Source organism: Kribbella sp. NPDC051620, assembly GCF_044453825.1.
Classification (GTDB): Bacteria; Actinomycetota; Actinomycetes; order Propionibacteriales; family Kribbellaceae; genus Kribbella.
This window is the reverse complement of record NZ_JBITDB010000007.1, coordinates 87,894-114,016: the sequence shown is the minus strand read 5'-3', so window position 1 is coordinate 114,016 and position 26,123 is coordinate 87,894. Positions and strand designations below refer to the sequence as shown.

The 26,123-nt window shown below is 67.9% G+C and carries 28 protein-coding genes and 1 riboswitch; of the genes, 18 read left to right on the top strand and 10 right to left on the bottom strand.

The genetic code is table 11. From position 1 onward, the window contains the following. Positions 1 to 80 precede the first annotated feature (80 nt). Both ACIA12_RS33765 and ACIA12_RS33760 read left to right on the top strand, forming a co-directional pair. Positions 81 to 2,141, top strand: a complete 2,061-nt coding sequence (locus tag ACIA12_RS33765; RefSeq protein WP_396371324.1) for a TRAP transporter permease — start codon at positions 81 to 83, stop codon at positions 2,139 to 2,141. Beyond that, positions 2,138 to 3,121: a TAXI family TRAP transporter solute-binding subunit gene (locus ACIA12_RS33760; protein WP_396371322.1), complete on the top strand. Its 984-nt coding sequence runs from the start codon at positions 2,138 to 2,140 to the stop codon at positions 3,119 to 3,121. Before ACIA12_RS33765 ends, ACIA12_RS33760 begins: the two co-directional genes overlap by 4 nt. 323 nt (positions 3,122 to 3,444) lie before the next feature. Here the strand turns inward: ACIA12_RS33760 and ACIA12_RS33755 are convergent, their stop codons facing one another. The 3 genes from ACIA12_RS33755 to ACIA12_RS33745 form a co-directional block, all read right to left on the bottom strand. Further along, the gene (locus ACIA12_RS33755; RefSeq protein WP_396371321.1) at positions 3,445 to 4,113 is read right to left on the bottom strand and encodes a hypothetical protein; all 669 of its coding nucleotides are present in this window, start codon (positions 4,111 to 4,113) and stop codon (positions 3,445 to 3,447) included. A gap of 86 nt (positions 4,114 to 4,199) precedes the next feature. Beyond that, positions 4,200 to 5,234: an L-glyceraldehyde 3-phosphate reductase gene (gene mgrA / locus ACIA12_RS33750; protein ID WP_396371319.1), complete on the bottom strand. Its 1,035-nt coding sequence runs from the start codon at positions 5,232 to 5,234 to the stop codon at positions 4,200 to 4,202. A 65-nt stretch (positions 5,235 to 5,299) separates the two neighbouring features. Beyond that, positions 5,300 to 6,196 (bottom strand): phosphotransferase family protein, encoded by an 897-nt coding sequence (locus ACIA12_RS33745; protein WP_396371318.1) that lies wholly within the window; start codon positions 6,194 to 6,196, stop codon positions 5,300 to 5,302. 18 nt (positions 6,197 to 6,214) lie between these two features. Between ACIA12_RS33745 and ACIA12_RS33740 the strand changes: the two genes are divergently transcribed. Next, positions 6,215 to 6,841 (top strand): flavin reductase family protein, encoded by a 627-nt coding sequence (locus ACIA12_RS33740; protein ID WP_396371317.1) that lies wholly within the window; start codon positions 6,215 to 6,217, stop codon positions 6,839 to 6,841. Between the two features lie 723 nt (positions 6,842 to 7,564). After that, positions 7,565 to 8,233: a fasciclin domain-containing protein gene (locus ACIA12_RS33735; protein WP_396371316.1), complete on the top strand. Its 669-nt coding sequence runs from the start codon at positions 7,565 to 7,567 to the stop codon at positions 8,231 to 8,233. Between the two features lie 870 nt (positions 8,234 to 9,103). On the opposite strand, the gene ACIA12_RS33730 is transcribed toward ACIA12_RS33735, so the two are convergent. Then, positions 9,104 to 10,552 (bottom strand): pyridoxal phosphate-dependent decarboxylase family protein, encoded by a 1,449-nt coding sequence (locus ACIA12_RS33730; protein WP_396371315.1) that lies wholly within the window; start codon positions 10,550 to 10,552, stop codon positions 9,104 to 9,106. A gap of 4 nt (positions 10,553 to 10,556) precedes the next feature. Then, positions 10,557 to 11,516, bottom strand: a complete 960-nt coding sequence (locus ACIA12_RS33725) for a hypothetical protein (RefSeq protein ID WP_396371314.1) — start codon at positions 11,514 to 11,516, stop codon at positions 10,557 to 10,559. A gap of 132 nt (positions 11,517 to 11,648) precedes the next feature. Between ACIA12_RS33725 and ACIA12_RS33720 the strand changes: the two genes are divergently transcribed. Next, the gene (locus ACIA12_RS33720) at positions 11,649 to 12,257 is read left to right on the top strand and encodes an acyl-CoA thioesterase (protein WP_396371313.1); all 609 of its coding nucleotides are present in this window, start codon (positions 11,649 to 11,651) and stop codon (positions 12,255 to 12,257) included. Then, entirely contained in the window at positions 12,254 to 12,910 is a 657-nt protein-coding gene (locus ACIA12_RS33715) for a potassium channel family protein (protein WP_396371312.1), read from the top strand. Before ACIA12_RS33720 ends, ACIA12_RS33715 begins: the two co-directional genes overlap by 4 nt. A gap of 5 nt (positions 12,911 to 12,915) precedes the next feature. On the opposite strand, the gene ACIA12_RS33710 is transcribed toward ACIA12_RS33715, so the two are convergent. Further along, positions 12,916 to 13,524, bottom strand: coding sequence for a TetR/AcrR family transcriptional regulator (locus ACIA12_RS33710; RefSeq protein WP_396371311.1), 609 nt, complete (start codon positions 13,522 to 13,524; stop codon positions 12,916 to 12,918). A gap of 37 nt (positions 13,525 to 13,561) precedes the next feature. Between ACIA12_RS33710 and ACIA12_RS33705 the strand changes: the two genes are divergently transcribed. From ACIA12_RS33705 to ACIA12_RS33665, 9 genes are all read left to right on the top strand, one after another. Continuing rightward, positions 13,562 to 14,488: a DMT family transporter gene (locus tag ACIA12_RS33705; RefSeq protein WP_396371310.1), complete on the top strand. Its 927-nt coding sequence runs from the start codon at positions 13,562 to 13,564 to the stop codon at positions 14,486 to 14,488. Next, positions 14,463 to 14,969 (top strand): MarR family winged helix-turn-helix transcriptional regulator, encoded by a 507-nt coding sequence (locus ACIA12_RS33700; RefSeq protein ID WP_396371309.1) that lies wholly within the window; start codon positions 14,463 to 14,465, stop codon positions 14,967 to 14,969. Before ACIA12_RS33705 ends, ACIA12_RS33700 begins: the two co-directional genes overlap by 26 nt. Before the next feature lie 23 nt (positions 14,970 to 14,992). Continuing rightward, positions 14,993 to 16,234 (top strand): glycoside hydrolase family 3 N-terminal domain-containing protein, encoded by a 1,242-nt coding sequence (locus ACIA12_RS33695; RefSeq protein ID WP_396371307.1) that lies wholly within the window; start codon positions 14,993 to 14,995, stop codon positions 16,232 to 16,234. Further along, positions 16,234 to 16,572 (top strand): YidH family protein, encoded by a 339-nt coding sequence (locus ACIA12_RS33690; protein WP_396371305.1) that lies wholly within the window; start codon positions 16,234 to 16,236, stop codon positions 16,570 to 16,572. The genes ACIA12_RS33695 and ACIA12_RS33690 overlap by 1 nt, the downstream gene beginning before the upstream one ends. Next, entirely contained in the window at positions 16,569 to 16,874 is a 306-nt protein-coding gene (locus ACIA12_RS33685; RefSeq protein WP_396371303.1) for a DUF202 domain-containing protein, read from the top strand. The genes ACIA12_RS33690 and ACIA12_RS33685 overlap by 4 nt, the downstream gene beginning before the upstream one ends. A gap of 138 nt (positions 16,875 to 17,012) precedes the next feature. Next, positions 17,013 to 17,645 (top strand): DUF47 domain-containing protein, encoded by a 633-nt coding sequence (locus ACIA12_RS33680; RefSeq protein ID WP_396371301.1) that lies wholly within the window; start codon positions 17,013 to 17,015, stop codon positions 17,643 to 17,645. Between the two features lie 2 nt (positions 17,646 to 17,647). Continuing rightward, positions 17,648 to 18,646 (top strand): anion permease, encoded by a 999-nt coding sequence (locus tag ACIA12_RS33675; protein WP_396371299.1) that lies wholly within the window; start codon positions 17,648 to 17,650, stop codon positions 18,644 to 18,646. Between the two features lie 88 nt (positions 18,647 to 18,734). After that, on the top strand, positions 18,735 to 19,874 hold the full coding sequence (locus ACIA12_RS33670) for an anion permease (RefSeq protein ID WP_396371297.1): 1,140 nt from the start codon (positions 18,735 to 18,737) through the stop codon (positions 19,872 to 19,874). A gap of 10 nt (positions 19,875 to 19,884) precedes the next feature. Continuing rightward, on the top strand, positions 19,885 to 20,118 hold the full coding sequence (locus ACIA12_RS33665) for a hypothetical protein (protein WP_396371295.1): 234 nt from the start codon (positions 19,885 to 19,887) through the stop codon (positions 20,116 to 20,118). An 11-nt stretch (positions 20,119 to 20,129) separates the two neighbouring features. Here the strand turns inward: ACIA12_RS33665 and ACIA12_RS33660 are convergent, their stop codons facing one another. Both ACIA12_RS33660 and ACIA12_RS33655 read right to left on the bottom strand, forming a co-directional pair. Continuing rightward, positions 20,130 to 20,666: a hypothetical protein gene (locus tag ACIA12_RS33660; RefSeq protein WP_396371293.1), complete on the bottom strand. Its 537-nt coding sequence runs from the start codon at positions 20,664 to 20,666 to the stop codon at positions 20,130 to 20,132. A gap of 146 nt (positions 20,667 to 20,812) precedes the next feature. Then, positions 20,813 to 21,562, bottom strand: coding sequence for a lysophospholipid acyltransferase family protein (locus ACIA12_RS33655; RefSeq protein ID WP_396371291.1), 750 nt, complete (start codon positions 21,560 to 21,562; stop codon positions 20,813 to 20,815). Between the two features lie 80 nt (positions 21,563 to 21,642). Then, a riboswitch (TPP riboswitch) is annotated at positions 21,643 to 21,767 on the top strand. Between ACIA12_RS33655 and thiC the strand changes: the two genes are divergently transcribed. From thiC to ACIA12_RS33640, 3 genes are all read left to right on the top strand, one after another. Further along, a complete protein-coding gene (thiC, locus tag ACIA12_RS33650) occupies positions 21,757 to 23,382 on the top strand; it encodes a phosphomethylpyrimidine synthase ThiC (protein WP_396371289.1) in 1,626 nt (541 codons plus the stop codon). (Overlaps the previous riboswitch by 11 nt.) A gap of 246 nt (positions 23,383 to 23,628) precedes the next feature. Further along, positions 23,629 to 24,228, top strand: coding sequence for a transposase (locus ACIA12_RS33645; protein WP_396371288.1), 600 nt, complete (start codon positions 23,629 to 23,631; stop codon positions 24,226 to 24,228). Beyond that, the gene (locus ACIA12_RS33640) at positions 24,225 to 24,779 is read left to right on the top strand and encodes a hypothetical protein (protein ID WP_396371287.1); all 555 of its coding nucleotides are present in this window, start codon (positions 24,225 to 24,227) and stop codon (positions 24,777 to 24,779) included. The genes ACIA12_RS33645 and ACIA12_RS33640 overlap by 4 nt, the downstream gene beginning before the upstream one ends. Here ACIA12_RS33640 and ACIA12_RS33635 read toward each other — a convergent pair. Both ACIA12_RS33635 and ACIA12_RS33630 read right to left on the bottom strand, forming a co-directional pair. Then, positions 24,776 to 25,462 carry an RDD family protein gene (locus ACIA12_RS33635; RefSeq protein WP_396371285.1) on the bottom strand — a complete coding sequence of 229 codons (687 nt, stop codon included), beginning with the start codon at positions 25,460 to 25,462 and terminating at the stop codon, positions 24,776 to 24,778. The genes ACIA12_RS33640 and ACIA12_RS33635 overlap by 4 nt on opposite strands. 26 nt (positions 25,463 to 25,488) lie before the next feature. Continuing rightward, positions 25,489 to 26,109, bottom strand: a complete 621-nt coding sequence (locus tag ACIA12_RS33630) for an RDD family protein (RefSeq protein WP_396371284.1) — start codon at positions 26,107 to 26,109, stop codon at positions 25,489 to 25,491. Positions 26,110 to 26,123 lie beyond the last annotated feature (14 nt).

Genomic DNA, 26,123 nt, shown 5'->3' with positions numbered 1-26,123 from the left:
GATCTTGGTAAAGACGTAATCACGTGACTCCGCGCCGTGGTCGGCGACACTAGCCTTCGACCACAGGAGGGAACCGGTCGATGACTGTGAGTGCAACATCGGGGGGTGGCAGCGCCACGCTCTCGGAGTCCGAACTCGCCGAGTACGAGCAGGAAAAGCCTGCCCGGCGGCTGCGTCCTGCCCTCGACCGGGTGATCTCGGTCTGGTGCGCGGTGATCAGCGTCGGCGTCCTGGTCCAGGTTTTCTTCCCGTTGCCGGCCGGAACGCAGTTCTATCTAGTGATCTTTCTCGCAGCCGTCCTGCCGATCACTTTGTTGTGCTATCGGGGCTGGCACGTACCGCCGTTGCTGAACCCGTTCAAGGCGCGAGCGACCGACAACCCGGGCATCACGGACTGGGTGCTGGCGGTTGTCGCGCTGGTCGTCTGCCTCTATCCGCTGCTCGACTTCGACGGCTTCCTCGAACGCCGCCAGACGCCGACGACGCTCGACGTGCTGACGGGGGCGGTGCTACTCGTCCTGCTGCTCGAGGCCTGCCGGCGTACGACCGGCTGGGTCCTGCCGCTCGTCAGCCTGCTGTTCATCGCCTACGCGTACTACGGCGGCTATCTGCCCTATACCTGGTCGCTGGCCCACCAAGGCTTCAACTTCTCCGCGATCATCGCGCAGTTCACCATGGGCACAGCCGGCTTCTACGGAACACCACTGGGCGTCGCAGCCAGCTACATCGTGCTCTTCACCATCTACGGCGCCGTGCTGGACTACTCCGGCGCGGGCAAGTTCTTCATCGACCTGTCCTTCGCCGCGTTCAAGCGCAGCCGCACGGCACCCGGCCGGACGGTCACCCTGGCCGGCTTCCTGCTCGGCAGCGTCTCCGGCTCCGGTACTGCGACCGCCGTCTCGCTGGGCACCGTGTCGTGGCCGATCCTGCGCCGCGCCGGCTACCCGCCCGAGCCCGCCGGCGGGATGCTCGCCGCGGCCGGCATCGGCGCGATCCTGTCGCCACCAACGCTGGGTGCCGCGGCGTTCATCATCGCCGAGTTCCTGCAGGTCTCGTACCTGACCGTGCTCGGCTACGCGGTGATCCCGACGATCCTGTACTACCTGGGCATCCTGCTCGCGATCGAGATGGACGCGCGCCGGCACGGGACGACCGAGGGCGAGGCGTCCACCCAGTCGGCGTGGAAGCTGCTCAAGCGATTCAGCTACCACTTCCTGTCGCTGTTCGTGATCATCGCGTTCATGGCGGTGGACGTGCCGCCGTTCAAGGCCGTCGTCTACGCGGTGATCATCCAGTTCGCGCTGTCGTTCCTGGATCGCGAGCACCGGCTGACCGGTGTGCCGCTGTTCAAAGCGCTTGCCCAGGGCACCCGTTCGGTACTGCCGGTGGTGGCGACCTGTGCGACGGCCGGTGTGATCGTCGCGGTGACGACGCAGACCGGGCTCGGGCTCAACCTCGCCTCGATCATCGTGGACGCGGCGCAAGGGCTGACCGACAACAAGACCGTGATCCTGATCCTGACGGTGGTGCTGTCGGCGTTCGCAGTACTGATCCTCGGGCTCGCCGTCCCGGTGACCGCGTCGTTCATCATCGCGGCCGTGATCATCGCGCCGGCCCTGGTGCAGTTGGGCGTCACCCAGCCCGAGGCGTACATGTTCATCTTCTACTACGCCGTACTGTCCGAGGTGTCGCCGCCGACGGCGCTGGCCGCGGTCGCGACCTCCGCCATCACCGGCGGCAAGGTGATGCCGACGATGTGGCAGGCGTGGAAGTACACGCTGCCCGCGTTCCTGGTGCCGTTCGCGTTCGTGCTGACCGACAACGGTGCCCGCCTGCTGGGACAGGGCAGCTTGATCGGCATGGTGTGGACCCTCGCGGTCTCCATGCTCGCCGTCGCCGCACTGGCCGTCGTCACCGGCGGCTGGATCTTCGTGGCCACCAGCTGGGTGGAGCGTTCGGTCTGCGTCCCAGCAGCGTTACTACTCCTTTACCTAGCGCCCGTAACTATTACCGCCGGAATCGGTTTGTTAGTTGTCGCCGTACTTGTCAACCTGGTCCGGCGACGCCGCTGGGCCAATTCTTTCCCCGCCCCACCGCCCCGGTCAGGAACTGGCCCAACGGAAGGACCAGCCGCCCCATGAGAACCCGTCGACGCCTCCCCGCCGCCGTGGTCGCGCTAGCCGCCGCCGTTTCGCTTGTCGCCTGTGGCGGGCAACGAGAACCCGAAGCAGGCAAGGCCGGTACCGATGGTGGCCGGCTGACCATCGCCACCGGCAACACGACCGGTGTGTACTACCAGCTCGGTGGCGCGCTGGCGAAGATCTACTCGGAGAAGGTCGAGGGCTACCGGGCGACCGCCAGCGAGACCGGCGCCTCGGTGCAGAACGTCCAGGGCCTGGTGGCCGGCAACTACGACATCGCGTTCTCGCTCGGCGACACCGCCGCGGACGCGGTCAAGGGCGAGCACAGCTTCAAGACCCCACAAGACGTCGTCGCGCTGACCCGGCTCTACCCGAACTACACCCAGGTCGCCGTGCGGGCCTCGTCCGGGATCAACAAGGTCGCGGACCTGAAGGGCAAGCGCGTCTCGACCGGCTCGCCGAACTCCGGCACCGAGGTGATCGCCCGCCGGCTGCTCGAGGCGGCGGGGCTGGACCCGGCGCACGACGTCAAGGCGCAACGGCTCGGCCTGCCGGAGTCGGTCGACGGGATGAAGGCCGGCTCGATCGACGCGCTGGTCTGGTCCGGCGGGCTGCCGACCGGTGGCATCACCGACCTGACGACCAGCCTGGGCAAGGACGTCAAGCTGATCCCGATCACCGATCTGCTGCCCGCGCTGACCAAGTCGTACGGCACGATCTATGCCCAGGGCAACATTCCGGCCGCGACCTACAAGCAGCCGGGCGATGTCGCGACGATCATCGTTCCGAACGTGCTGCTGGTCCGCAAGAACATGTCGGACGAGCTGGCCGAGAAGCTGACCCGGGCGATCTTCGAGAACAAGGACGCGCTGGTTCAGGTGAACGCGGCGGCCAAGGGCATCACCCTCGAGCAGGCGGCGGACACGGCGCCGGTCGAGCTGCACCCGGGCGCGAAGAAAGCGATCGACGCCCTGAAGTAACACAACTCCACAGACCGTCCTCCCCCGCACTCCAGGCGCAGCGGGGGAGGGCGCAGGGACTCACCGCCGCACACCAGGCGCAGCGGCGGTGGGAACCAGGCCCACCCTCACAACCAGGCGCAGTGGGGGAGGGTTTCAGATCGGGCCCGCACCGTCGGAGGCATCCGGCGGAGGCGGGCCCGATCGCTTACCTAGCCAAGCCACCCGCCAACCCGGACCGGATCGCCTGCCCAGCCACCTACTGCCTCACCCAGAGCGGCGACAGCTTGCGACTACTTCCTGCGCGCCTGGGGAGGTGAGCAAAGCGGAGTGGCGCGCGCTCTTCAGCGAGGTGGGACCGGCGGTGATTCAGGTGAGGGCGGAATCGGGGTGCCGCGCAGGTAGTGCGACAGGGCGGAGTCACGCTTCGGGTGCGCGTGGTACTTCGTCGGCACCACGCGTCCCTCGGCGCTGTCCCAGGCGGTGTCCGCCAGCCGCCACATGCGGTGGGCCAGGCGTCCCGCAGTACCGGTGTGTGGGGAGAACGGGTGCGCCCGGGTCGGCGCCGTCTCCTCGGCGGTGAGCAGCTCGTCGGTCAGCGCGCTCACGCCGTCGTTGTCGAGCTCCTCGCCGAGCATCCGGCTGTACTGCCCTTCGAGCCACTCGTGCTCGTTGAGCAGCCGGTCGATCTCCTGCCAGACCTCATCCGGGCTCAGATGCTGCACCCGGCTGTCGCCGTACTGGCGGGCTTTGAGGAAGCGCAGCGATCTCTCCAGCTGCCGGGCGTTCCCGACGTACCGGTTGACCATGCTGCGGCCGTCCGGGAGCCGGCGGACATGCGGGAGCAGGACGTCCTCGGCGGCGGCCAGGTGCTGGGCCGCGATGGCGTAGAACCAGTCGGTCTCGTGCCGGCGGTCGGGACGCGCGGCGGCCGGCTCCTGCGCGGGAGCGGCCAGCTCGCGAATCTTCTCGTGTTCGTAGGTGAGGGCCAGTTCGAGGGTCGAAGCGGTCATCGTCAACCACCTCCTGGGGGGTACACCCACTGTGTGCCCAAGACGGTGCCGGCGCAACCGGCCCGACACCGTCCGTAACCAAGCCGTCAGGCCTCGGAGCTCTTCTTCCACAGGTTGATGCCGGCCTCGACGGCGTCGGCGTCGATCGCGTCGAGCTCTTCCTGGGTGAACTTGAGGTTGCCGACCGCGGCCAGGTTGTCCTCCAGCTGGGCGACGCTGGAGGCGCCGATCAGGGCGCTGGTGACCCGGTCGTCGCGCAGAGTCCAGGCGAGCGCCAGCTGGGCGACCGACTGGCCGCGCTGCTTGGCGATCTCGTTCAGCGCGCGGACGTGGCCGAGCGTCTCCTCGGTGAGCTGGTCGGTACCCAGCGAGGTGCCCTTCGAGGCCCGGGAGCCCTCGGGGATGCCGTCCAGGTAGCGGTCGGTGAGCAGCCCCTGCGCCAGCGGCGAGAAGGCGATCACGCCGACGCCCAGCTCGCCGACGGTGTCGAGCAGGTCCTCCTCGATCCAGCGGTTCAGCATCGAGTACGACGGCTGGTGGATGAGCAGCGGAGTACCGAGGTCGGCCAGGATCGCGGCCGCCTGGCGGGTTTTCTCCGCGGAGTACGACGAGATGCCGGCGTACAGCGCCTTGCCGGAGCGGACGGCGCTGTCGAGCGCGCCCATCGTCTCCTCCAGCGGGGTGTCGGGGTCGAACCGGTGCGAGTAGAAGATGTCGACGTAGTCCAGACCCATCCGGTCCAGCGACTGGTCGAGCGAGGCGAGCAGGTACTTGCGGGTGCCGCCGCCCTGGCCGTACGGGCCCGGCCACATGTCGTAGCCGGCCTTGGTGGAGATCAGCAGCTCGTCGCGGTACGGCTTGAAGTCGCGGGCGAAGTGGCCGCCGAAGTTGGTCTCGGCCGAGCCGTACGGCGGGCCGTAGTTGTTCGCCAGGTCGAAGTGGGTGACGCCGAGGTCGAACGCGCGGCGGAGGATGTCGCGCTGGGTGTCGAGCGGCCGGTCACCACCGAAGTTGTGCCACAGGCCCAGCGAGATCGCCGGCAGCTGCAGTCCGCTGCGGCCACTGCGCCGATAGGTCATCTGGTCGTCGTACCGGTCCGGAGCGGCTACGTAGTCAGTCACAGTTCCTCAGTCTGCCCCATGTCGTGACAAGTCCGCGAACCCTTGTTTTGCGTGGCTTGTGAGTGTCAGTGCTGCGCCTTCTTGATCAACGTCGGCCACGGGTCAGGCGGTGACGAGGCGTAGAACCGCAGTACGCCGAGTAGCCGGCTGGCCGGGGGAGCGGTCCAGTGCCGCCGGCCTGGTTGCGGTTGTTTCGGGAGCCCGCTGATCCCCCAGCTCAGGTGGAACCACAACGCCGAAGCCTCGAGCCCCTCCGCCTGGTCGGTCCCTCCGCCAGCGGCGCGATAGCCCGGAAGGGTGGCGGCAACTTGCTCGAGGGTGAGCTTGGCGAACTCCATCCCGGGCGGTCCCCAGGCGGCGTCGCCCCAGTCGATGATCGCCCGCAACCGGCCGTCGTGCGTCATCAGGTTCTGCTGCGCCAGATCGCCGTGCAGAAGTACCGGCTTCTGCTCCGGGATCAGCGTGGCGAGGTGGTCGAACACGCCGAGAAGCCACGCCGCGATCCCGACGTCGAGATAGCCCTGCGCCGCCAGGGAGTCCACGGTCGGGCGAGGATCTCCGCCACCGTCATCGTCCGGCGCTCCCATCGGTCGCTCCGCTTGATGGAGCAGGGCCAGCTGGCCGCCGACTTCCTGCCAGAACTCCCGCGGCGGGGTCTCGCCGTCGACCAGGTCGGTGCCGTGGACTCGTTCGAGGACCATGTACGGCTTGTCGATGAGCGTGCGGGTCGTGTCGAACTCGATGATCGCGGGGGTGCGGACACCGGCCGCGATGGCCGCGGGGATGACGGTGGACTCCTTGAGCAGGTCCTGCTCGAAGGCCGCGCTGCGGGGGATCCGGAGGAAGAGGTCGTCCCCCAGCGCGTAGGCGCGATTGGCGACCCCACCTGGTACTTCGTGGACGGCTTCGACCGGTACGCCGAAGCTGGCCGCCAGCGGCTCGAGTTCTGGGTGCGGAGTCATCAGGGAATACTGGCAGCTGTGCGGAGAGACCTGGATCCGGAGATCATCAGCAGCAGGGACTTCTACGCCGTGCTGAACGCAGTGGTCGTGCCGCGGCCGATCGCCTGGGTCTCGTCCCGGTCGGCGGACGGCGTGCTGAACCTGGCGCCGCACTCGTTCTTCACCGTTTCCTGTGTCCGGCCGCCGATGGTGCAGTTCACCTCGGTCGGGCGCAAGGACAGCCTCAACAACGTCGAGGCGACCCGCGAGTTCGTGGTCAACTTCGCGGCCGAGCCGTTGTTCGAGCAGGTGAACGCGACCGCGACGGACTTTCCGCCGGAGATCGACGAGTTCGCCGCCGTCGGCCTGCACCAGGAGCCGAGTGCAACGATCGCTGTACCACGGGTGGCCGAGTCGCCGGTGGCGATCGAGTGCACCCTGCACACCACCGTCGAACTGGGCGACTCAACCGTCGTCATCGGCCGGGTCCGCCGGATCAGCATCGACGAGTCCGTCCTGGACGGCAACCACCCCGAGATCACCAAGCTCCAGCCGCTCGCCCGCCTCGGCCGCAACGAGTGGTCCACCCTCGGCGAGATCCGCGACATCAGCCGAATCCGCTACGCCGACTGGCCAGGCGACTACGCAGGCCCCAGCACCACCTAACCCACCAGACACCGACCCCGCCCACCAGCAAACGCCGGTCAGAGGACCTCCGGGTCGGGGAACGCTGGGGAGGGGAAACGCCGCGCGAGGGAATGCCAGGCGGTGAACGCCGGCCAAGGGAACGCCGGGTGGGGGAAGCCGGTCAGGGAACGCTGGCAAGCGAACGCCGGTCAGTGGATCGTTGGGCGGGGGAACGTTGGGTAGGGGGAATGCCAGGCGGGTGAACGCCGGGCAAGGGAACGTCGGGTGGGGGAAGCCGGTCAGGGAACGCTGGGAAGCGAACGCCGGTCAGTGGAACGGTGGGTAGGGGAACGTTGGGTAGGGGGAACGCTGGGCGTGTGAACGCCGGGCAAGGGAACGCCGGGTGGGGGAAGCCAGTCAGGGAACGCTGGGAAGCGAGCGAACGCCGGTCAGTGGAACGGTGGGTAGGGGAACGCTGGGCGGGGGAACGTTGGGTAGGGGAATGCTGGGCGGGGGAACGCCGGGCAGGGGAAATTGCTGCCAGGGAACGCGGGCAGGGGAATGCCGAGCAGGGGAATGCCGGGTGGGTAAACGGCGGCCAGGGGAACGCCGGGCAGGGGAACGCCGGCCAGGGAAATTCGGGTGGGAACTCCGGGTCGGAAACATTTTGGATTTTTCACCTATCCGGGGTGTGGACGGGACCGAAGTACTGATGTCAGTCGCGACCCAGCGGCGTGTGTCCCCCCACAGAAAGAGATCGTCATGTCTCACACCATCAAGCGTGTCGCCCTGGCTGCCTCCGCCGTTTCGTTGCTCTTCGCAACCGTCGCCTGTGGCAGCGATGACGACAAGTCGAGCGGCAGCCCGTCGGCCGGCGCCTCGACGTCGGCCTCGACCTCGGCCGACACCCCGTCGGCGATGCCGTCCGTCGACAACGCGGCCGGCCTGGTCGGCCCTGGTTGTGCCGACTACGCCAAGGCGAACCCGAGCGGCGCCGGTTCGGTCGACGGTATGGCCGCCGCACCGGTCGCCACCGCCGCCTCCGGCAACCCGCTGCTGAAGACCCTCGTCGCCTCGGTCTCGGGCAAGCTCAACCCGAAGGTCGACCTGGTCTCCACCCTCAACGGCGGCGAGTTCACCGTCTTCGCGCCGGTCGACTCCGCCTTCGCGAAGATCCCCGCGGCCACGATCAACACCCTGAAGACGAACACCGCGCTGCTCACCAAGATCCTGACCTACCACGTAGTCGCCGGCCAGCTCGACCCGGCGGCGGTCGTCGGCAAGCAGACCACCGTCGAGAAGGGCTCCCTGACCGTCACCGGTTCAGGCAACAACCTGATGGTCAACAACGCCAAGGTCATCTGCGGCGGCGTCAAAACCGCCAACGCCACCGTCTACCTGATCGACACCGTCCTGATGCCCCCGGCCTGACCCTCACCGTTGTTGCTTCAGGCAACCATCCTGCCTGCCGCGACCGACCGGGCGCCGCCTCCTCTGCTGGGGGCGCCGCCCGGTCTTCACGTCCCCACCCCCCTGCGATGACGAGCCTGCCTACTCGCCGGATGGACGGCATTTGGCGTTCGTCCGCTACCAGGGCCCGTTCAGCAGCGAGGGACTTCCGGCCGATTGCAGTCTGTGGATCGGCGATCGGCGTACCGGCGCGGCTCGGCAGATCACCAGCAACCTAGGCGCCGAGTGCGATCGCGAGTACAGCCCGACCTGGTCACCGGACGGAAAACGACTGACCTACTGGCGCGATCCGTACGTCGGTGGCCAGCCCGCCGGGACGGCGGTGTTCACAGTCCGCGCAGACGGTACCGGAGGACGCCGGCTCACCAACCCGGCGATGTTCGCCGGCTCGCCGTCCTGGTCACCTGACGGGCGGACGCCCACACATCGTCAAGCAAGGCGGCTCATTCCCCGACTTCTACACCCACGGCACCTGGCAATCCAACGCCACTAGCCGCGGGTGGGGCAGAGCTGAGGTGATGGGCCAGCGTGGCCGCGAGGCGCGGGTGGGCAGAGCTGAGGTGATTGGGCAGCGTGGCCGCGAGGTGCGGAACTGCTCGAGTGTGCGGTAAGTAACCGGCTGATCCGGATGGCCCCGGGGCAGCGCGCGGGATGTGCGGGGCGCTCCAGCAGGCGATGGTGACGAGCGGCGGGCGGCGGGCGGCGGGTGGCTGGTGCGTCGGGGGTCCAGTTTTGTGGTGGGTGGATGCCGTGTGGCAGCGGAGGGCAGGTGCCGGGAGTTGTTGGAGTGCAGGGATGGGCGACGGCGGGAGCTGGCGGGTGGGGAAGTGGTCAGGTGGGTGGGTGGTGGGTGATTGTTTGGAGGGTGGTCAGGGTTTGGGTTAGGTCTTGGGGGGTGGTTTGGTGGTTGGAGATCGAGATTCGCATGTAGCGCTTGTTGTGCCAGGTGGTGCCGCCCATCCAGGCGGTGCCGGTGGATTGCAGGGCGGTGATGACTCGGTCGGTCTCGGTGTCGGTGCCGAAGGAGACGAGGATCTGGTTGAGGACTACCTCGTTGCCGATTTCGTAGCCTGCGGAGGACAGTTGGTCTGCGAAGGACTTGGCCAGGGAACAGCAGTGGTCGACGAGGTGGGCTACGCCTTCCCGGCCCAGCTCTTGGAGGCCGGCCCAGACAGCGAGGCCCCGGGCTCGGCGGGATGATTCGAGGACGTAGTCGCCGGGCTCTGGGGCGCCGGAGCTGACCAAGTAGGACGCGGTGTAGCCGAGGGCGGCAGCGTGGGATTCGGGATGTGCCGAGAACACGAATCCGCTGTCGTAGGGGAGGTTGAGCCACTTGTGGCCGTCGCAGCCCCAGGAGTCGGCTAGCTCGAGGCCGGCCACTTGGTGGCGGTGGGTCGGGCTTGCCGCCGCCCAGAGGCCGAAGGCGCCGTCAACATGAACCCATCCGCCGTACTCGTGGACCAGCTCGCAGGCTTCGCCGAGGGAGTCCGAGGCGCCGGTGTTCACGTTGCCTGCTTGGAGACAGACGATCAACGGGCCTTCGTGACCGATCAGCCGGGTCCGCAGGTCGTCGAGATCGATCTGCCCGTTCTCCTTGCTGAGAACAAGTTCCAGCGCATTCGAGCCGAACCCGAGCAGCCGCAGCGACCGATCGATCGTGGCGTGCCGTTCGTCGCCGGCCAGGATGCGGACGCGCGGTGCACCGGCCAAGCCGTCCTTCTCCACGTCCCAGCCCGCGTTCTTCAGGACGTGATGCCGGGCTGCCGTGAGTCCGACAGTGTTGGCAGCCTGAGCGCCGGTGACGAAGCCGACCGATGCCGTCGCTGGAATGCCGAGCAGATCCTTGAGCCATTCACCTGCGGCATCTTCGGCAGCCGCCGCAGTAGGCGAGAGCACGCTGTTCCACCCGTTCTGATCCCAGCCGACCGCCAGGATGTCGGCAGCACTGGCGGCAGGCAGTGCTCCGCCGACGACGAACCCGAAGTACCGCGGCCCGGCGCTCGCGACGAGTCCACCCTCGGCAAGCGTGACGAGCTCGTCGATCACCTCACCGGGTGGGCGGCCCTTCTCCCCGAGTGGCCGCCGGAAGTCGTCCCTGACTTCGGCGAAGCTCTTGGCCGCACCGACCGGCCGCTCACCCAGTGACTCCCGGTACTCCGCCGCACGCGCCGCCGCCCGCCCGAACAGCTCCCGCAGTTCGGGTCCGGACTGATCTGCCATCTGCTCTTCCATGAAGGCGACTGTGCCATGCCACTCGTCCAGCCCACGCGACGCGCGCATCTCGTCACGACGCCTGGTCGAGTTCGTTCAAGAGTGCGACGAAGCGTGGAGACAGCCCCGGACCTGCGTCCTCGTCGATTCGCGTGGCCAGATGCCAGCCGTCGGCAGCGACCAGGTAGACCCAAGGACTCAGCGGCCCGGGGTCGGTGGCGTGCGACCGCCCCGCCAGGTTGAGCATCATCCCGAGCGCAGGGAGCACGGACAGGTCGGAGATCACGTGCACGAGCAGCAGGTCGCGGACCGGCATCGCCGCGAGTACGCCGTACGGCGGGTTCTCCACGTGCAGGGACTCGCGCAGGACGGTGTCGAGCACGAGCGCCCGGGAGGCGGCGAAACTGCTGCCACTGATCATCGCGACGTGGGTGCCCTCATGCTCCGCGTAGCTCACCCTGTCGGTCATGGCGCGCAGGTTCCGCAGACCGTACGACTCCGCCTCGGCCCAGCTCAGGCCAAGATCGAGCTCCGGGGCGAGATACATCGTGATCGCGCCGGTGGAACTCATCGCCGGTAGCGACAGCAGACCCGGCACGAACTCCGGCGCACCGTCGGCCAAGCGTGGATCCAGCGAGTCCTTCGCCGCCAGGCGCTGGACGAGCTCGGTCCGCGGATCCGTCGGCCGGGGCGCGGGACCCCGGCGCAGGAGGCCGGCCAGGCGGTCGAAATGCTCTCCCACCAGACGCGGCCAGTAGTCCGGTCGTTCGTTTGCGACGATCCGGGCCAGGTTGGTCAGGCCAGCCTCGAGCTGTCCATCCGGCGGTGCCGTCCCCGGTTGGCCGGCTCCGAGCGGTTCCAGCTGCAAAATGAGTGCTCCACGGCCGTCGTACCCGCCGTGCAGGCCGACGGCAGCGGCGGCTTCGAGGCTGAGGCGCACGAGGTGTGCGGCCTCCGCCGGGGACAACGGCGGCAGCGCCGGATCGGAAAGGTTGCCTGAGGCCCGTTCGGTGGAGTCGTCGTGAATGATCATGCTGTCCACCTCCTTCGTCAGAGAAAGTACGAGCGAAGGCCCCGCCATCGGCCGGCATCTGCGGAGCCTGTGGACAACCGGGCGTTATCCTGCGTCAGCCATCGATCGAACCGAACACCGAGGAGTCACCCCATGTCCGGCACCCCCAGCGCAGACCGCACCCCGGCCGAGGGTGTCGTGCGCCAAGAGGTGACGAGCCGGTCCGCCTCGGCCACCCGCATCTCGCTGTCGCACATCACCGCCCAGAACGAGACCAACCTGCTGGGCACCGTGCACGGGGGCGTGGTGATGACGCTGGTCGACTCGGTCGCCGGTGTCGTCGCGGCCCGGCACTCGGGCGGTGCCGCGGTGACCGCGTCGATGGACGAGATGGTCTTCGTGGTTCCGGTCCGGGTCGGTGACGTGGTCCACCTGTCGGCCCAGGTGAACTGGACCGGGCGCAGCTCGATGGAGATCGGCGTCCGCGTCACCGCCGATCGCTGGGACGCGGTCGGGCCGCAGGTACACGTCGCGACGGCGTACCTGGTGTTCGTGGCGGTCGACGAGCACGGCAAGCCCCGCCCGGTACCGCAGGTGATACCGGAGACCGACGACGACCACCGCCGGATGCGCGAGGCGGAGATCCGCCGCAGTCACCGGCTCGCTCGCCGGCAAGCGATCATCGCCTCCCGCGAAGCCACCGAGGCCACAGCCGCCGTCGGAATATCAGCAGCGACGGACCCCGCCGAGGCGACCGAATGAATCTGGTCGGCAGCGCCAGGCGCCACCCCTCCGCCATCCTGCTGGTCGTCCAGTTGCTCGGTGTGCTGATCTACCCGGCAATGGAAGGCTCGCGCACCGGCCGGGTCGCGTTCGAGATCCTCGGCATCGTCTTCCTGACGCTCGCCGTCTTCTCGGTACGCGCGACTCCCGGTCTCACCTGGGTGAGCGTCTGCCTCGGCATCCCCGCCGTCGTGCTGTCGCTGATCGACGCGTTCCGCTCCACGGACACGATCGTCCTGATCTCCAACCCACTGCATGCGGCCTTCTACTTCTATGCCGCCTATTGCCTGCTCCGCTACATGCTCTCCGACCACGACGTCAGTGCGGACGAGCTCTGGGCGACGGGCGCGACGTTCACCCTGGTTGCCTGGGGTTTCGCCTACCTGTTCGTCTTCGTCCAGGCGCTGGTCCCCGGCAGCTTCACCGCAGCGGTCAATCCGGGACAAGACCGCACCTGGATGGAGCTGCTGTTCCTCAGCTTCACCACGCTGTCCAGCACAGGCCTGAGCGACATCGTGCCGATCACGTCCTGGGGCCGCTCGGTCGTGATGATCGAACAACTGGCCGGCCTCGGCTACGTCGCCATGGTCGTGTCCAGGCTGGTCGGCCTGACCGTCGCCAAACGCAATTAGCCCAACTAGCCGCGCGGCCAACCCGCCAGCAGATCGGCCGCGGCGCGATGCGCGACCTCAGGCGCCGACTCCATCGCCGCCACCCGGAAACACACCAGCGCGCCCTCGTGCAGCAACAGCAGCCGATCCGCCAGTTCCTCAACGTCCGAGAACCCGCCCAACGCGGCCTGCGCCATGAACTCGGACCGCATCCACTGCTTCTGCGCCACGATCACCGGCATCGCCGGATGGTCCGGCGCGGCCAATTCGACGCTCGCGTTGATGAAGCCGCAACCACGCCGGGACTCGGCCATCCAGTCCGTCAGCGCAGCGAACAACGCAAGGATCACCTCGGCCGGTGTCTGCGGCCGAAGCGCTGCCAGTTGGTCATCGAGAAACGCGTGCCAGACCCGGTTCCGCTGCTCCAGGTACGCCGCGATCAGCCGGTCCTTCGACCCGAACCGGTCGTACAGCGTCTTCTTCGTCACCTCGGCCGCGTCCGCGATGGCGTCCACCCCGACCGTCCGGATCCCGCGCTCGTAGAAGAGCGTCGACGCGGCCCGAAGGATTCGCTCACCCGCAGGCGTCAGCCGCTCCGCCTCCAGCTCACCGCGGTCCGTCAGCAATCCGACCATACTGACAGTATACCGACCGGTGTGGTTACTTAGGACCATGATCACCCGACGCGCACTCCCCGTCCTGGTCGGCGCCGGCTTCGTCGTGTTCTGGAGTTGCGGCTTCATCGGCGCGCGCTGGGGCACGGAGTACGCCTCTGCCTTCGACCTGCTTGCCTGGCGCTACCTGGTCGCCGGCGCACTCGCTGCCGCAGTACTGCTCAAGCGCCGACCGCACCTGACGCGCAGCGACCTCATCACCCACTCGGTGATGGCATTCCTCACCCAGTGCGTCTACCTGGGCCTGATCTTCACCGGTATCGACCACGGCATCTCCGCGGGCGTCACTGCGCTCATCGGCTCGCTCCAGCCGATTCTGATTGCCACAGTCGCCGGACCACTACTCGGCGAGCCAGTCAGCCCGAAGCAATGGATCGGCCTCCTCCTAGGCCTGGCAGGAGTTGCGTTCGTCGTCGCCGACGACCTAGGCGCCACCGCTACCCCAGCCCTGACGTTCCTACTCCCGGTCGGCGGCCTGCTCGGCTTGGTGATCGGCACAGTCTGGGAGCGGCACCGCAAACCAACGACGAACCTCCTGGACGCGCTTTGCCTGCAAAGCCTGGTCTCCTGCGTCTTCTTCGTCGTAATAGCCGCTGGTACCGGACAGTTGACCGTCCCGAACGACCTGCAGTTCTACGGCGCCGTGGTGTGGCTGGTCGTGCTGGCCACCGGGGGTGGCTGGGGCCTGTACCTCGTCAACCTCCGCCTGTCCGGCGCCACCAGGATCAGCAGCCTCCTCTATTTGGTCCCACCGACGACGATGCTCTTCGCCTTCCTGTTGTTCGGCGAGACGATCGGCGTCCTCGCGGTTGGCGGAATGCTGCTTTGTGCAATCGCCGTTCTGCTCATCACGGCTCGCCCAGGCGGCAGAAAGACCCGGACCTCGTTACGCTGCGACAATGGCGGAACCACGGTGGCTGGATGACCAGGAGCAGCGGGCATGGCGAGCGTTCATCGCGGCCCAGCGCGTGGTGAACGGCCGGATCGAGCAGCAGTTGCAGCGCGACGCGGGCATGCCGCACACGTACTTCGAGATCCTGGTCCGGCTCGCCGACGCGGACGAGGGCCGGCTGCGGATGAGTGAGCTTGCCATGGCCACCCTCGGTTCGCGCAGCCGTCTTTCGCACGCGGTGAACCGGCTCGAGAAGGTCGGCTGGGTCCGTCGCGAGGGGATCGAGTCCGATCGGCGAGGCCAGGTCGCGATCATCACCGAGGACGGCCGCCAGAAGCTCAAGGACACCGCGCCCGGCCACGTCGAGACTGTCCGGCAGGCGGTCTTCGATGCCCTCAGCGCTGAGCAGGTCGACCAGCTGCGCGACATCTGCGCGGCTCTGGTCCGGCACTCGGGTGGTACCTACGACAGCGCCATCTGGGAACCAAAGGCCTCCGGTACGCCGGCGCAGTAACCCCATGGGCCAGAATGGCCGTGATGAACACCACCGGACGCCGGGTACTGGCAGTAGCGGCCGCGGCGACTCTCCTCGCCGGCTGCAGCGACTCGGACACCCCCACTGCGGGACCTAGTACTGCGCCCTCCTCCTCGATCACCCGGCAGACCCCGCCGCCGACCGAGACACCCACGCAGACACCGACGCAGGCGCCCACCAAAACTCCCAGCAGCACGCCGCCCTCCGACGGCTGTGTGGACCAGACGCTGCAGCAGCTGACCCTGCGTGAGCAGGCGGCCCAGCTGATCATGACCGGCATCAGCACCAAGGGCATGACGGCGGCAGAGCGATCCATCGCCAAGGCTCAGAAGCCAGGCGGCCTCCTCCTGATGGGCCCCGGCGCCAGTGCCTCCCACACCCGTACTGCGATGGCCGCTGTCACCACAACGGCCACAGTGAAGGGCATCCGGCCGTTCATCGCCGCCGACCAGGAAGGCGGCAAGATCCAGCGCCTCAAGGGCTCTGGCTTCGACCGCATCCCCGCGGCGACAGTGCAGGCGACCTGGTCCGACGACAAGCTCACTGCTCGCGCCAAGTCGTGGGGTGCCCAGCTCAAGCAGGCGGGGGTCAACATGGACCTCGCGCCGGTCGCAGACGTAGTACCGGCGTCTCTGGGGGACAAGAACGCTCCCATCGGGGCGCTGGACCGTGGCTACGGCGACACGCCCGGCAAAGTCGGTCCGCATGTCGCCGCCTTCGTCAAGGGGATGGAGCAGGCCGGGGTGATGACTTCGGTGAAGCACTTCCCTGGCCTCGGCCGGGTCAAGGGCAACACCGACTTCTCCTCTGGGGTGGTCGACACCGTCACCACCCGCAACGACGACTCACTGTCGTCCTTCGCCGCGGGGATCCAGGCCGGCTCGGACCTGGTGATGGTCTCCACCGTCACCTACACCAAGATCGATCCGAAGAACCGCGCCGTGTTCTCACCCACGGTCATCGGCGGCATGCTGCGCGGTGACCTCGGGTACGCCGGAGTCGTGATCACCGATGACGTCGGGGCGGCAGCAGAGGTCGCGTCGGTCCCTGCCGGCCAGCGGGCGACCCGCTTCGTCGCGGCCGGTGGCGACATCGTGATCACCGCCAAGGCCTCGCTCACCTCGACGATGGTCAACGCACTGGTCGTGAAAGCCCAGCAGGACAAGACCTTTGCGGCCGAACTCCAGAGCAGCGTCGGCCGGGTGCTCGCCCTCAAGCAGAACCGTGGCCTGCTGAGCTGCTGATGAGCGACCCGACCCAGGAGCCCGACTACCGGTTCACGCTCGCCAATGAGCGGACCTACCTGGCGTACCTGCGGACTGCGCTGGCCTGCTACGCGGGCGGCCTGTCCGCCGTGCAGTTCCTGGATCTCGGCCCCGACCGCTGGCCTGCGCGCGTCATCGGCGTAGTACTGGTCGCTGCAGGCATCACCACCACAGCCCTGGCCTTCCGCCGCTGGCAGACCAACCTGACTGCCATGCGGACAGGCGGACCGCTGCCGGTGACCCGGCTGCCTTTGATGCTGGGGGCAACCATCGTCACGGTCGGCCTGATCGGCCTGCTGTTCAGCCTGTGGCGATGAACACCCCGCGTGACCCTGGCCTCCAGCCCGAGCGCACCTTGCTCGCCTGGCGCCGGACCTCGCTCGGCCTGGTCGCCAACGGTGTCCTGCTGCTGGCCTCCGGTCACGGTACGTCGGACGTCCGGCTCGGCCTCGGTATCGTGGTCACCGCGCTGGCCCTGTCCTGCTGGGCCGCCGTGACCGCCGTCTACCGCCGGCGCGTCGAACCGACGGCCCTGGGGTCCGAGCGGATCCTGCGGCTGGCGGCCGGGCTGGTCCTCGTAGTCGGCCTGTTCGACCTCTATGCGGTGATGACGCGCTGAAGTCTCCCGGTCACTTTGCGGTCGGATTGAGTCTACGTGTTCATCATCTCGCGGTACCTTGAGCAGGCGGATGCTCCGTCAGCGGTCCGTTGCCCCTAGCATGTTCACGGTTTGTCCCTCGTTCACCCGGAGCTTGAAGTGCCGTTACGTCTGCGTCCGAACGACCCGACGTTCTACGACCTTTTCACCGAATCCGCCAACCACCTGGTCGACGGGTCCCGGATCCTCGCTGAGCTGCTCGGCAGCACGGCGGGAACCGGCCTGTCCGCGAGCCAGCAGATCGCTACCCAGATGAAGGATGCCGAGCACGCCGCGGACGAGACCACCCACTCGATCATCCGCCGCGTCAACTCCACCTTCGTGACCCCGTTCGACCGCGAGGACATCTACCGGCTGGCCTCCGACCTCGACGACGTCATGGACTACATGGAGGAGGCGGTCGACACCATCCACCTGTTCAACCTCGACAAGCTGCCGGCCGAGGCGGCCGAGCAGATCGAGGTGCTGCAGCGGATGGCGACGCTGACCGCGGAAGCGATGCCGCGGCTGCGCACGATGAAGGACCTGGCCGAGTACTGGATCGAGATCAACCGGCTGGAGAACACCGGTGACGCGGTCCACCGCCGGATCGTGGCCAAGCTGTTCAGCGGTGAGTTCGACGCGCTGACGGTGATGAAGCTGAAGACCGTGGTGGATCTGCTGGAGGCCGGGATCGACGCCTTCGAGCACGTCGCCAACACGGTCGAACAGATCGCCGTCAAGGAGAGCTGAGCGTGGAGCTCGCGCTCGTCATCGCGGTCGTCGTGATCGCGCTCGCCTTCGACTACACCAACGGCTTCCACGACGCCGCCAACGCGATCGCGACCTCGGTCTCGACCCGGGCGCTGACGCCGCGGGTGGCGCTGGTGATGGCGGCGTTCTTCAACTTCGTCGGCGCCTTCCTCGGTACCGAGGTGGCCGACACCGTCGGCAAGGGCATCATCACCCTGCCGAGCGGGCGGCACGGCCTGGTGATCGTGATCGCCGCGCTGGTCGGCGCCATCACCTGGAACCTGATCACCTGGTACTTCGGTCTGCCCAGCTCCTCGTCGCACGCCCTGATCGGCGGCCTGGTCGGCGCCGGCCTGGCCTCGACCAGCGTGGTGCTGTGGTCCGGCATCGTCGACAAGGTCGTCATCCCGATGGTGCTGTCACCGGCCATCGGCTTCCTCGGCGCCTTCCTGCTGATGACCGCGATCCTGTGGATCTTCCGGCGCCGGAACCCGGGCCGGACCACCCGCGGGTTCCGGCTGGCCCAGTCGCTGTCGGCGGCCGGGATGGCGCTCGGCCACGGTCTGCAGGACGCCCAGAAGACGATGGGCGTGATCTTCCTGGCCCTGCTCACCACCGGGCACGTGGACAAGAACGAGGGCATCCCGACCTGGGTGAAGATCTCGGCCGCGACCGCGATCTCGCTGGGCACGTACTCCGGTGGCTGGCGGATCATGCGGACACTCGGCCGCCGGATCATCCACCTCGACCCGGCCCGCGGCTTCGCCTCCGAAGCGGTCGCCGCGACCGTGCTCTACGTGATGGCGATCGGCCTGCACGCGCCGGTCTCCACCACCCACACGATCACCTCGGCGGTGATGGGCGCCGGCGCCACCAAGCGGCTGTCAGCCGTGCGCTGGGGCGTCGCGAAGGGCATCGTCCTCGCGTGGGTACTGACCATCCCGGCCGCCGGCCTGGTGGCGGCCGCCGTCTACTACGTGGCCCACTTCATCCTCGAATAGTTCATTCTTCGAGCAGTTCACCGCGATTTCACCCGGCGCGCTTAGCGTGAGAGCGCTCCTGACGCCGCCCTCCCTCTGGGATGTGATCGTGATGGACCTTTCGTTCCTCGTCATCGTGGTGATCATCACCGCCCTGGTCTTCGACTTCACCAACGGCTTCCACGACACCGCCAACGCGATGGCGACCTCGATCGCCACCAGAGCGCTGAGACCGAAGGTCGCCGTCGCACTGTCCGCGGTACTGAACCTGGTCGGCGCGTTCGTCTCCACCGAGGTCGCCAAGACGATCTCCAGCGGGCTCGTCGACGATGCCAAGGTAACCGTGCCGATCATCTTCGGCGGCCTGGTCGGCGCGATCCTGTGGAACCTGCTCACCTGGTACGTCGGACTGCCGAGCTCCTCGTCCCACGCGCTGTTCGGCGGCCTGATCGGCGCCACCTGGATCGCGGCCGGCAGCGGCGCGGTCCACTTCGGCACCGTCGTCCAGAAGATCATCATCCCGGCCGTCGCCGCCCCGATCGTGGCCGGCGTGGTCGCCCTGCTCGGCACCTACCTCGTGTACACGATCACCCGGCGGGCCCGGAAGAAGAACGTCGACGACGGCTTCCGGGTCGGCCAGATCGCCTCCGCGTCGCTCGTCTCGCTGGCGCACGGTACCGGCGACGCGCAGAAGACGATGGGCATCATCACGCTCGTGCTGATCACCTCGGGCAGCCTGGCGTCGGGCTCCAAGCCGCCGCTGTGGGTGATCTTCGCGGCCGGCCTGGCGATCGCGGCCGGCACGTACCTCGGCGGCTGGCGGATCATCCAGACGATGGGCAAGGGCCTGACCGAGATCGAGTCGCCGCAGGGCTTCGCGGCCGAGACCAGCTCCACCGCCGTACTGCTCGCCTCGTCGCACCTCGGCTTCCCGCTGTCGACGACCCAGGTCTGCTCGGGCAGCATCCTCGGCGCCGGCCTCGGCAAGCGTCTGGCGGAGGTCCGCTGGACGGTCGCCGGCCGGATGGCGCTGGCCTGGCTGTTCACGCTGCCGGCCGCCGCGATCGTCGGCGCGCTGGCCGGCCGGGTCGCCAACTCCGGCAACATCGGCGTGACGATCATCGCCATCGCCGCGGCCGCCGCCGGTGGCTTCATCTACCTGGCATCGCGCCGCAAGCCGGTCACGGCCGACAACGTCAACGAGTACCCGGGCACGACGGCCCCGGCGTCCGCAGTACCGGCTGCCTGAGGAGGATCTGATGCACATCGACTGGAGCGCACTCGGCCAGGTAGCGATCGCGAGCCTCGCCTTCGGGGTCGGCATCGCGGTGCTGTTCGCCGTCGGGATCAACGCGATGTCGCGGCGCGCGGTCGCGGTCGAGGCGAAGAAGAGCCCGCCGCCGGTGGACACCGCGGTAGCCGGCCTCTGCTTCCTCGCCTGCCTCGCCGCGGTCTTCTACGGCCTGTACCTGATCATCCCGCAGTTCCACTGAAACTGAGCGCGTCAGCGGTTCCAGCGGCGGACCGACCTCGCTACGTCCTTGGGGCGCAGCGAGGCGACCGCGCTCTCCCAGTTGTTGTAGAGCGAGTCACCGAGCAGGGTGAGGCTCAGGAACGCCTGCGGGCGGACCGCCATCACCCAGGTGGCCGCGGCGGCGTGGCCCTGCTGGTAGAGCAGCCGGTCGGCCGTCGCCTCGATCCGGGCCTTGCGGTCGTCGGGCGCCATGTTGATCGTCGCCCAGGCCTTCACGATCGCCGAGTCCTTGGCGGTCATCTGCGCCAGATAGGTCAGCGGGCCGCGCCAGGAACCCCGGCGGCCGAGACCGTCCAGGCTCTCCAGCGGGAACCAGCCGTTCTGGCAGCGCCGGCCGTTCACCGCCGACTCGATCTCCCTGGCCTGATCCGGGCGCAGGTTCTGCGTCGCCCAGTACAAGAAGTAGACCCCGACATCCGGGATCTCCTCGGCCACATTGCCGGGGATGCTCAGCTTCCCCGGTTCGAAGAGGTGCAGCTCCTCGTCTGATCCGTACAAGATCGTCATTTCCCCCCGCCCAGCCCGATCATCGCCGGCGGACCCCCCAGGTCCAGCTTTCGACATACAAGGGTTCTTGGTACCCCCGGCTCGCGCCTCGGTCAACCCCTCGTCCGGATACCGACTGTCCCCATAACCCAAATCGGTGGGGAACGCTACTTGCGGCGGCGAGCCGCCCGCTCCCGGAGTTCCTCGGCGTCGAGGCGGTCGGCTTCCTCGGGGGTCGGCGCGCTACCGCCGTACGACGCGGGCAGCCACCACGCCCCGGCCGGCTTGTCCGGGGACGCCTTGATGGTCCGGTCGAGCATCCCCGCCATCGTGGTCCGCAGCCGGGCAGTGGCCTCGACGGCGTCCTCCTCCTTGCTGACCGCCATCGGCTCGCCGACCGTGATGGCGACCCGCTGGTGCCGGGAGAAGTCCCGCGGGTGGTCCTTGGTCATCATCCGCTGGGTGCCCCACAGGATCATCGGGATCACCGGTACGCCGGCCTCGGCGGCCATCCGGACCGCGCCCGACTTGAACTCCTTCAGCTCGAACGACCGGCTGATCGTCGCCTCGGGGAAGACGCCGACGATCTCGCCCTCGCCGAGGTACCGGATCGCCTCCCGGTACGACCCGGCGCCGGCGCCACGATCCACCGGGATGTGGTGCATGCCGCGCATCAGCGGTCCGGAGTACCGGTTGCGGAACAGCACCTCCTTGGCCATGAACCGGACCAGCCGCTTGCTCGGCTGCGCGCCGAACCCGCCGATCACGAAGTCCACGTAGCTGATGTGGTTCAGCGCCAGCACGGCACCGCCGGTCCGCGGGATGTTCTCCGTGCCGACCATCGTGAAGCCCAGGTCGAGCACCTTGAAGGCGGTCTTGGCGAAGCCGATCACCGGCGGGTACAGGATGTCGCGCATGGTCTGACGCTATCGGGTCGGTCAACGGCGCGCGGATCCAGTACGCAGTAGGCAATCAGTGGTTAGAGTTGCCGACGACAAGTTGATACCGCGGGAGCTCGCGCTGTAGCGGGCTGAGAGGGCGGCTGGGTTTCGGACCCGGCGCCGCCGACCGCCGAACCTGTCCGGGTAATTCCGGCGTAGGGAGCAGCATCGTGACAACGATCGACAATTCTGTCCGCCCGCAGGTCACCACTGGGCCGATCTCAGGATCGGAGAAGATTTACACCGGTGAGCTGAAGGTTCCACAGCGGCGGGTGCACCTCACCAACGGCGAGCACTTCGATCTGTACGACACCTCGGGGCCGTACACCGACGTCAACGCCACCATCGACGTTCAGGCGGGCCTTCCGCCGGTACGCCGGGACTGGATCGCCGGCCGTGAGCCGTTGACCCAGCTGGCGCAGGCCCGGGCCGGCGTCATCACCGAGGAGATGCGCTACATCGCGGTCCGGGAAGGTGTCGAGCCTTCGTTCGTGCGGGACGAGGTGGCGCGAGGGCGGGCCGTGATCCCGGCGAACCACAAGCATCCGGAGTCCGAGCCGATGATCATCGGGAAGAAGTTCCTGGTGAAGGTGAACGCCAACATCGGCAACTCGGCCGTCTCCAGCTCGGTCGAGGAGGAGGTGGAGAAACTCGTCTGGGCCACCCGTTGGGGCGCGGACACGGTGATGGACCTGTCCACCGGCAAGAACATCCACGCGACCCGCGAGTGGATCCTGCGCAACTCGCCGGTCCCGATCGGCACGGTGCCGCTCTACCAGGCGCTCGAGAAGGTGAAGGGTGATCCGACCGAGCTGACCTGGGAGGTCTACCGCGACACGGTGATCGAGCAGTGCGAGCAGGGCGTCGACTACATGACGGTGCATGCCGGAGTACTGCTCCGGTACGTGCCGTTGACCGCCCAGCGGATCACCGGGATCGTCTCGCGGGGTGGCTCGATCATGGCGGCCTGGTGCCTGGCGCATCACCAGGAGTCCTTCCTGTACACGCATTTCGCGGAACTGTGCGAGATCCTGCGGGAGTACGACGTGACCTTCTCGCTCGGCGACGGACTCCGGCCGGGGTGTATCGCGGACGCGAACGACGCGGCCCAGTTCGCCGAGCTCAGAACCCTTGGTGAGTTGACGAAAATCGCCTGGGAGCACGACGTCCAGGTGATGATCGAGGGCCCGGGGCACGTGCCGATGCACAAGATCGCGGAGAACGTCCGGCTCGAGGAGGAGCTCTGTGGCGAGGCGCCGTTCTACACCTTGGGGCCGTTGGCAACCGATATCGCACCGGCCTACGACCACATCACCAGCGCGATCGGCGCGGCCCAGATCGGCTGGCTGGGAACGGCGATGCTCTGCTACGTCACGCCGAAGGAGCACCTCGGCCTGCCGGATCGTGACGACGTGAAGACCGGCGTGATCACGTACAAGATCGCTGCCCACGCGGCCGATCTGGCCAAGGGGCATCCGGGCGCGCAGGACTGGGACGACGCGTTGTCGAGGGCAAGGTTCGAGTTCCGCTGGGAGGACCAGTTCAACCTGTCGCTGGATCCCGACACGGCCCGCTCGTACCACGATCAGACGCTGCCGGCCGAGCCGGCCAAGACGGCGCACTTCTGCTCGATGTGCGGGCCGAAGTTCTGTTCGATGCGGATCACCGCGGACATCCGCAAGTACGCCGAGGAGCACGGTCTGGACTCGGCCGAGGCGATCGAGGCCGGCTTCGCGGAGATGTCGGAGACCTTCAAGGCCAAGGACTCCAAGCTCTACCTGCCACTGGCTGACTGAGCTGCATCCGCAACAAATCTAGACTCGCCGGTCCGCGGCCCGATCCACCCGAAAACATCCTGACTCCGTGTGAAGGTGGCGGTGAGTCGGGGCGCGGAACCGGCCGATTTCAGCGGAGAATTGGAAGATCGGCGGCCTCCCGAGTGGTCACGGTGGGTGATCGGGCGAACCGGTTCAGGTTTTTGCCTTCACTCTGAGTGAATAAGACTGTAGCCTTAACCTGCGTCGGGAAGGAGGTACAAGGCGGTGGTCTTCGTTCTCACGGTAGATCAGCGAGGCAGCCGGAGCATCGGCGATCTCGTACCCGAGCTACTGAATACGCTGAACCGGCGGCCGCGCCGGATCGGCCTGCTGCGCAAGTTCGAGCGCACGGCCGGCGACGAGGTCCAGGGCGTGCTCTCGGAGGCCCGGGCCACGGTCGACGTCATCGTGCAGCTGCTCCGCGCGGACACCTGGCACATCGGTCTCGGCGTCGGCGCGGTCGACCAGCCGCTGCCCCGGAGTACCAGGGCAGGCAGCGGGGAGGCGTTCGTCTTCGCGCGCGAGGCGGTCAACCGGGCCAAGGCGAGCCCGCACCACGTGAGCGTCGTCGGTGCCAACGAGCACGCGGCGGAACAGGTGGAGAGCGTCATGTGGCTGATGGCGTCGGTACTGCGTCGCAGGAGCGAGCGCGGGTGGGCTGTGGCCGACCTGCTGGCCGAGGGGCTGACCAGGCGCGAGATCGGCGTCAAGCTGGGGATCAGCCAGTCCGCTGTCACGCAGCGGGCGCAGGCGGCCGGTTTCGCCGAGGAACAGCGCGGCCGGGTGCTTGCGGCAGAGTTGCTCGAGGCTGGGGAGGTTGCATGACGGCAGCGGTACTAGTGCTGACTGGGGTGGCTCTGGTGCTCGCCGTAGTGGCGTGGGTGCCCAAGTCGGGCGCCACGCTGGAGATAGTGCTCAGTGGCGTGATGCTGGCCTGCCTGACGGCGACCGGCATCCTGCTGCTGGCGGGACACGGCGTACAGGGCTGGCGGGAGGCCTGGTGGAACATCCTCCTCATGGTCTCCGGCGGCCTCGCAGTAGCCGGTGGAGGTCCGCTGACGACGTCGGTGCTGGCACTCGTTGACCGGGGCAACACCAGGTCGCAGTCGACCCAGCAGGCGGGCGAGGTGCTCCGCGGTGGCGCGCTGATCGGCGCCCTGGAACGCGGCGCCATCTACGGCTCGATCGTGGCGGGCTGGCCCGAGGGGATTGCGATCGTGCTGGCCATCAAGGGGCTGGCGCGGTATCCGGAGCTGCGTAGTCCGGACCAGCCGGCCTCGGTGACGCCCACAGCGGTGGCGGAGCGATTCATCATCGGCACCTTCACCAGTGTGCTGTGGGCAGTCACCTGCGCCGGTCTGCTGCTGTCTCGCTAGACCTTGATCACGTACGTGCTCATCACCTTGTCGTGCCAGGTCTGCTTCTTGTCGTCCCACAGCGGCCACAGTGAGTTGAGCAGGCAGGCGTTGTCGAAGATGCCGCGCAGGATGTCGCGCAGCAGCGACCGGCCGGCGCCGATCGGCTGGAAGTAGGTGGCGTCCACCAGCTTGATCTTCAGCACGCTCTTGCCGACGCTCTGGCCGGTCTTGCCCTGCCGGATCACCCGGTTCCACACCCACAGGCCGATGCTGGCCAGGACACCGATGATCAGCACGACGAAGGCGAACGCGCTGGGTCCCTCGTCGCTGGAGGTCGTGTAGCTGTCGCCGTCGGAGTTGGCGATCAGGTTCGCGATGAAGATCCCGTACGCGATGAGAGCCGGGATGCCGGACAGCAGGCCGTCCAGGAGCGCCGCGCCGACCCGGGATCCCCAGTCGGCCAGCTCGGACCCACCAGGGCCGCCGTAGCCGAAGCCCTGCTGCCCGTACATCGGCTGGTCGTACTGCGGCGGACCGGGTTGCCCATACTGAGGCTGCCCGTACTGCGGCGGCCCAGGCTGCCCGTACTGCGGTTGACCGGGCTGACCGTACTGCGGCTGGCCAGGCTGGCCGGGCTGGCCGTATTGCGGTGGCTGCCCGTACTGCGGCTGGTCCTCGGGACCGTTCGGAGGGGTGGTCACTGAAATTCCCTTCAAAGCCTTCCGGCTCAGAGCTTGACGACCAGCGTGTTGTTGATCTTGTCCGCGAACGTCTGCTTCTTCTCGTCCCACAGCGGCCACAGGTAGCCGACGTAGCAGACGAGGCCGTCGAGGATGTGGGTCAGCTGGCGGACGAACGCCTTGGCCGGACCGACCGGCTGCCCGGTGGCCGCGTCGACCAGCTTGATCTTGACCACGGACTTGCCGACGGTCTGGCCCTCGTTGCCCTGCTTGATGACGACGTTCCAGATCCCGACACCGATGGCGATCAGCCCGAACAGCACCAGGAAGATGCTGCTGACCGACCGGGCCAGCGCCAGACCGATGAAGTACGGCACCGCGACCAGCAGGGAGTCGATGATCGAGCCACCGACCCGCAGCGGCCAGTCCGCCAGCGCGCCCGTAGGAGCGCCATAACCCGGCTGCTGCCCGTACTGCTGCGGATACCCCGGCTGCTGCTGCCCGTACTGCGGTTGCCCGTACTGCGCCGGCGGCTGCCCGTACTGCGGCGCCTGCGGCGGCTGACCGTACTGCGGCGGCTGGCCGTACTGGCCGGGCTGTTGGCCGTACTGACCCGGTTGGTTCGGGTCTTGCGGGCCGTAACCCGGCGGTGGCGTCGGAGTGCTCACGACGATCCCTTCTA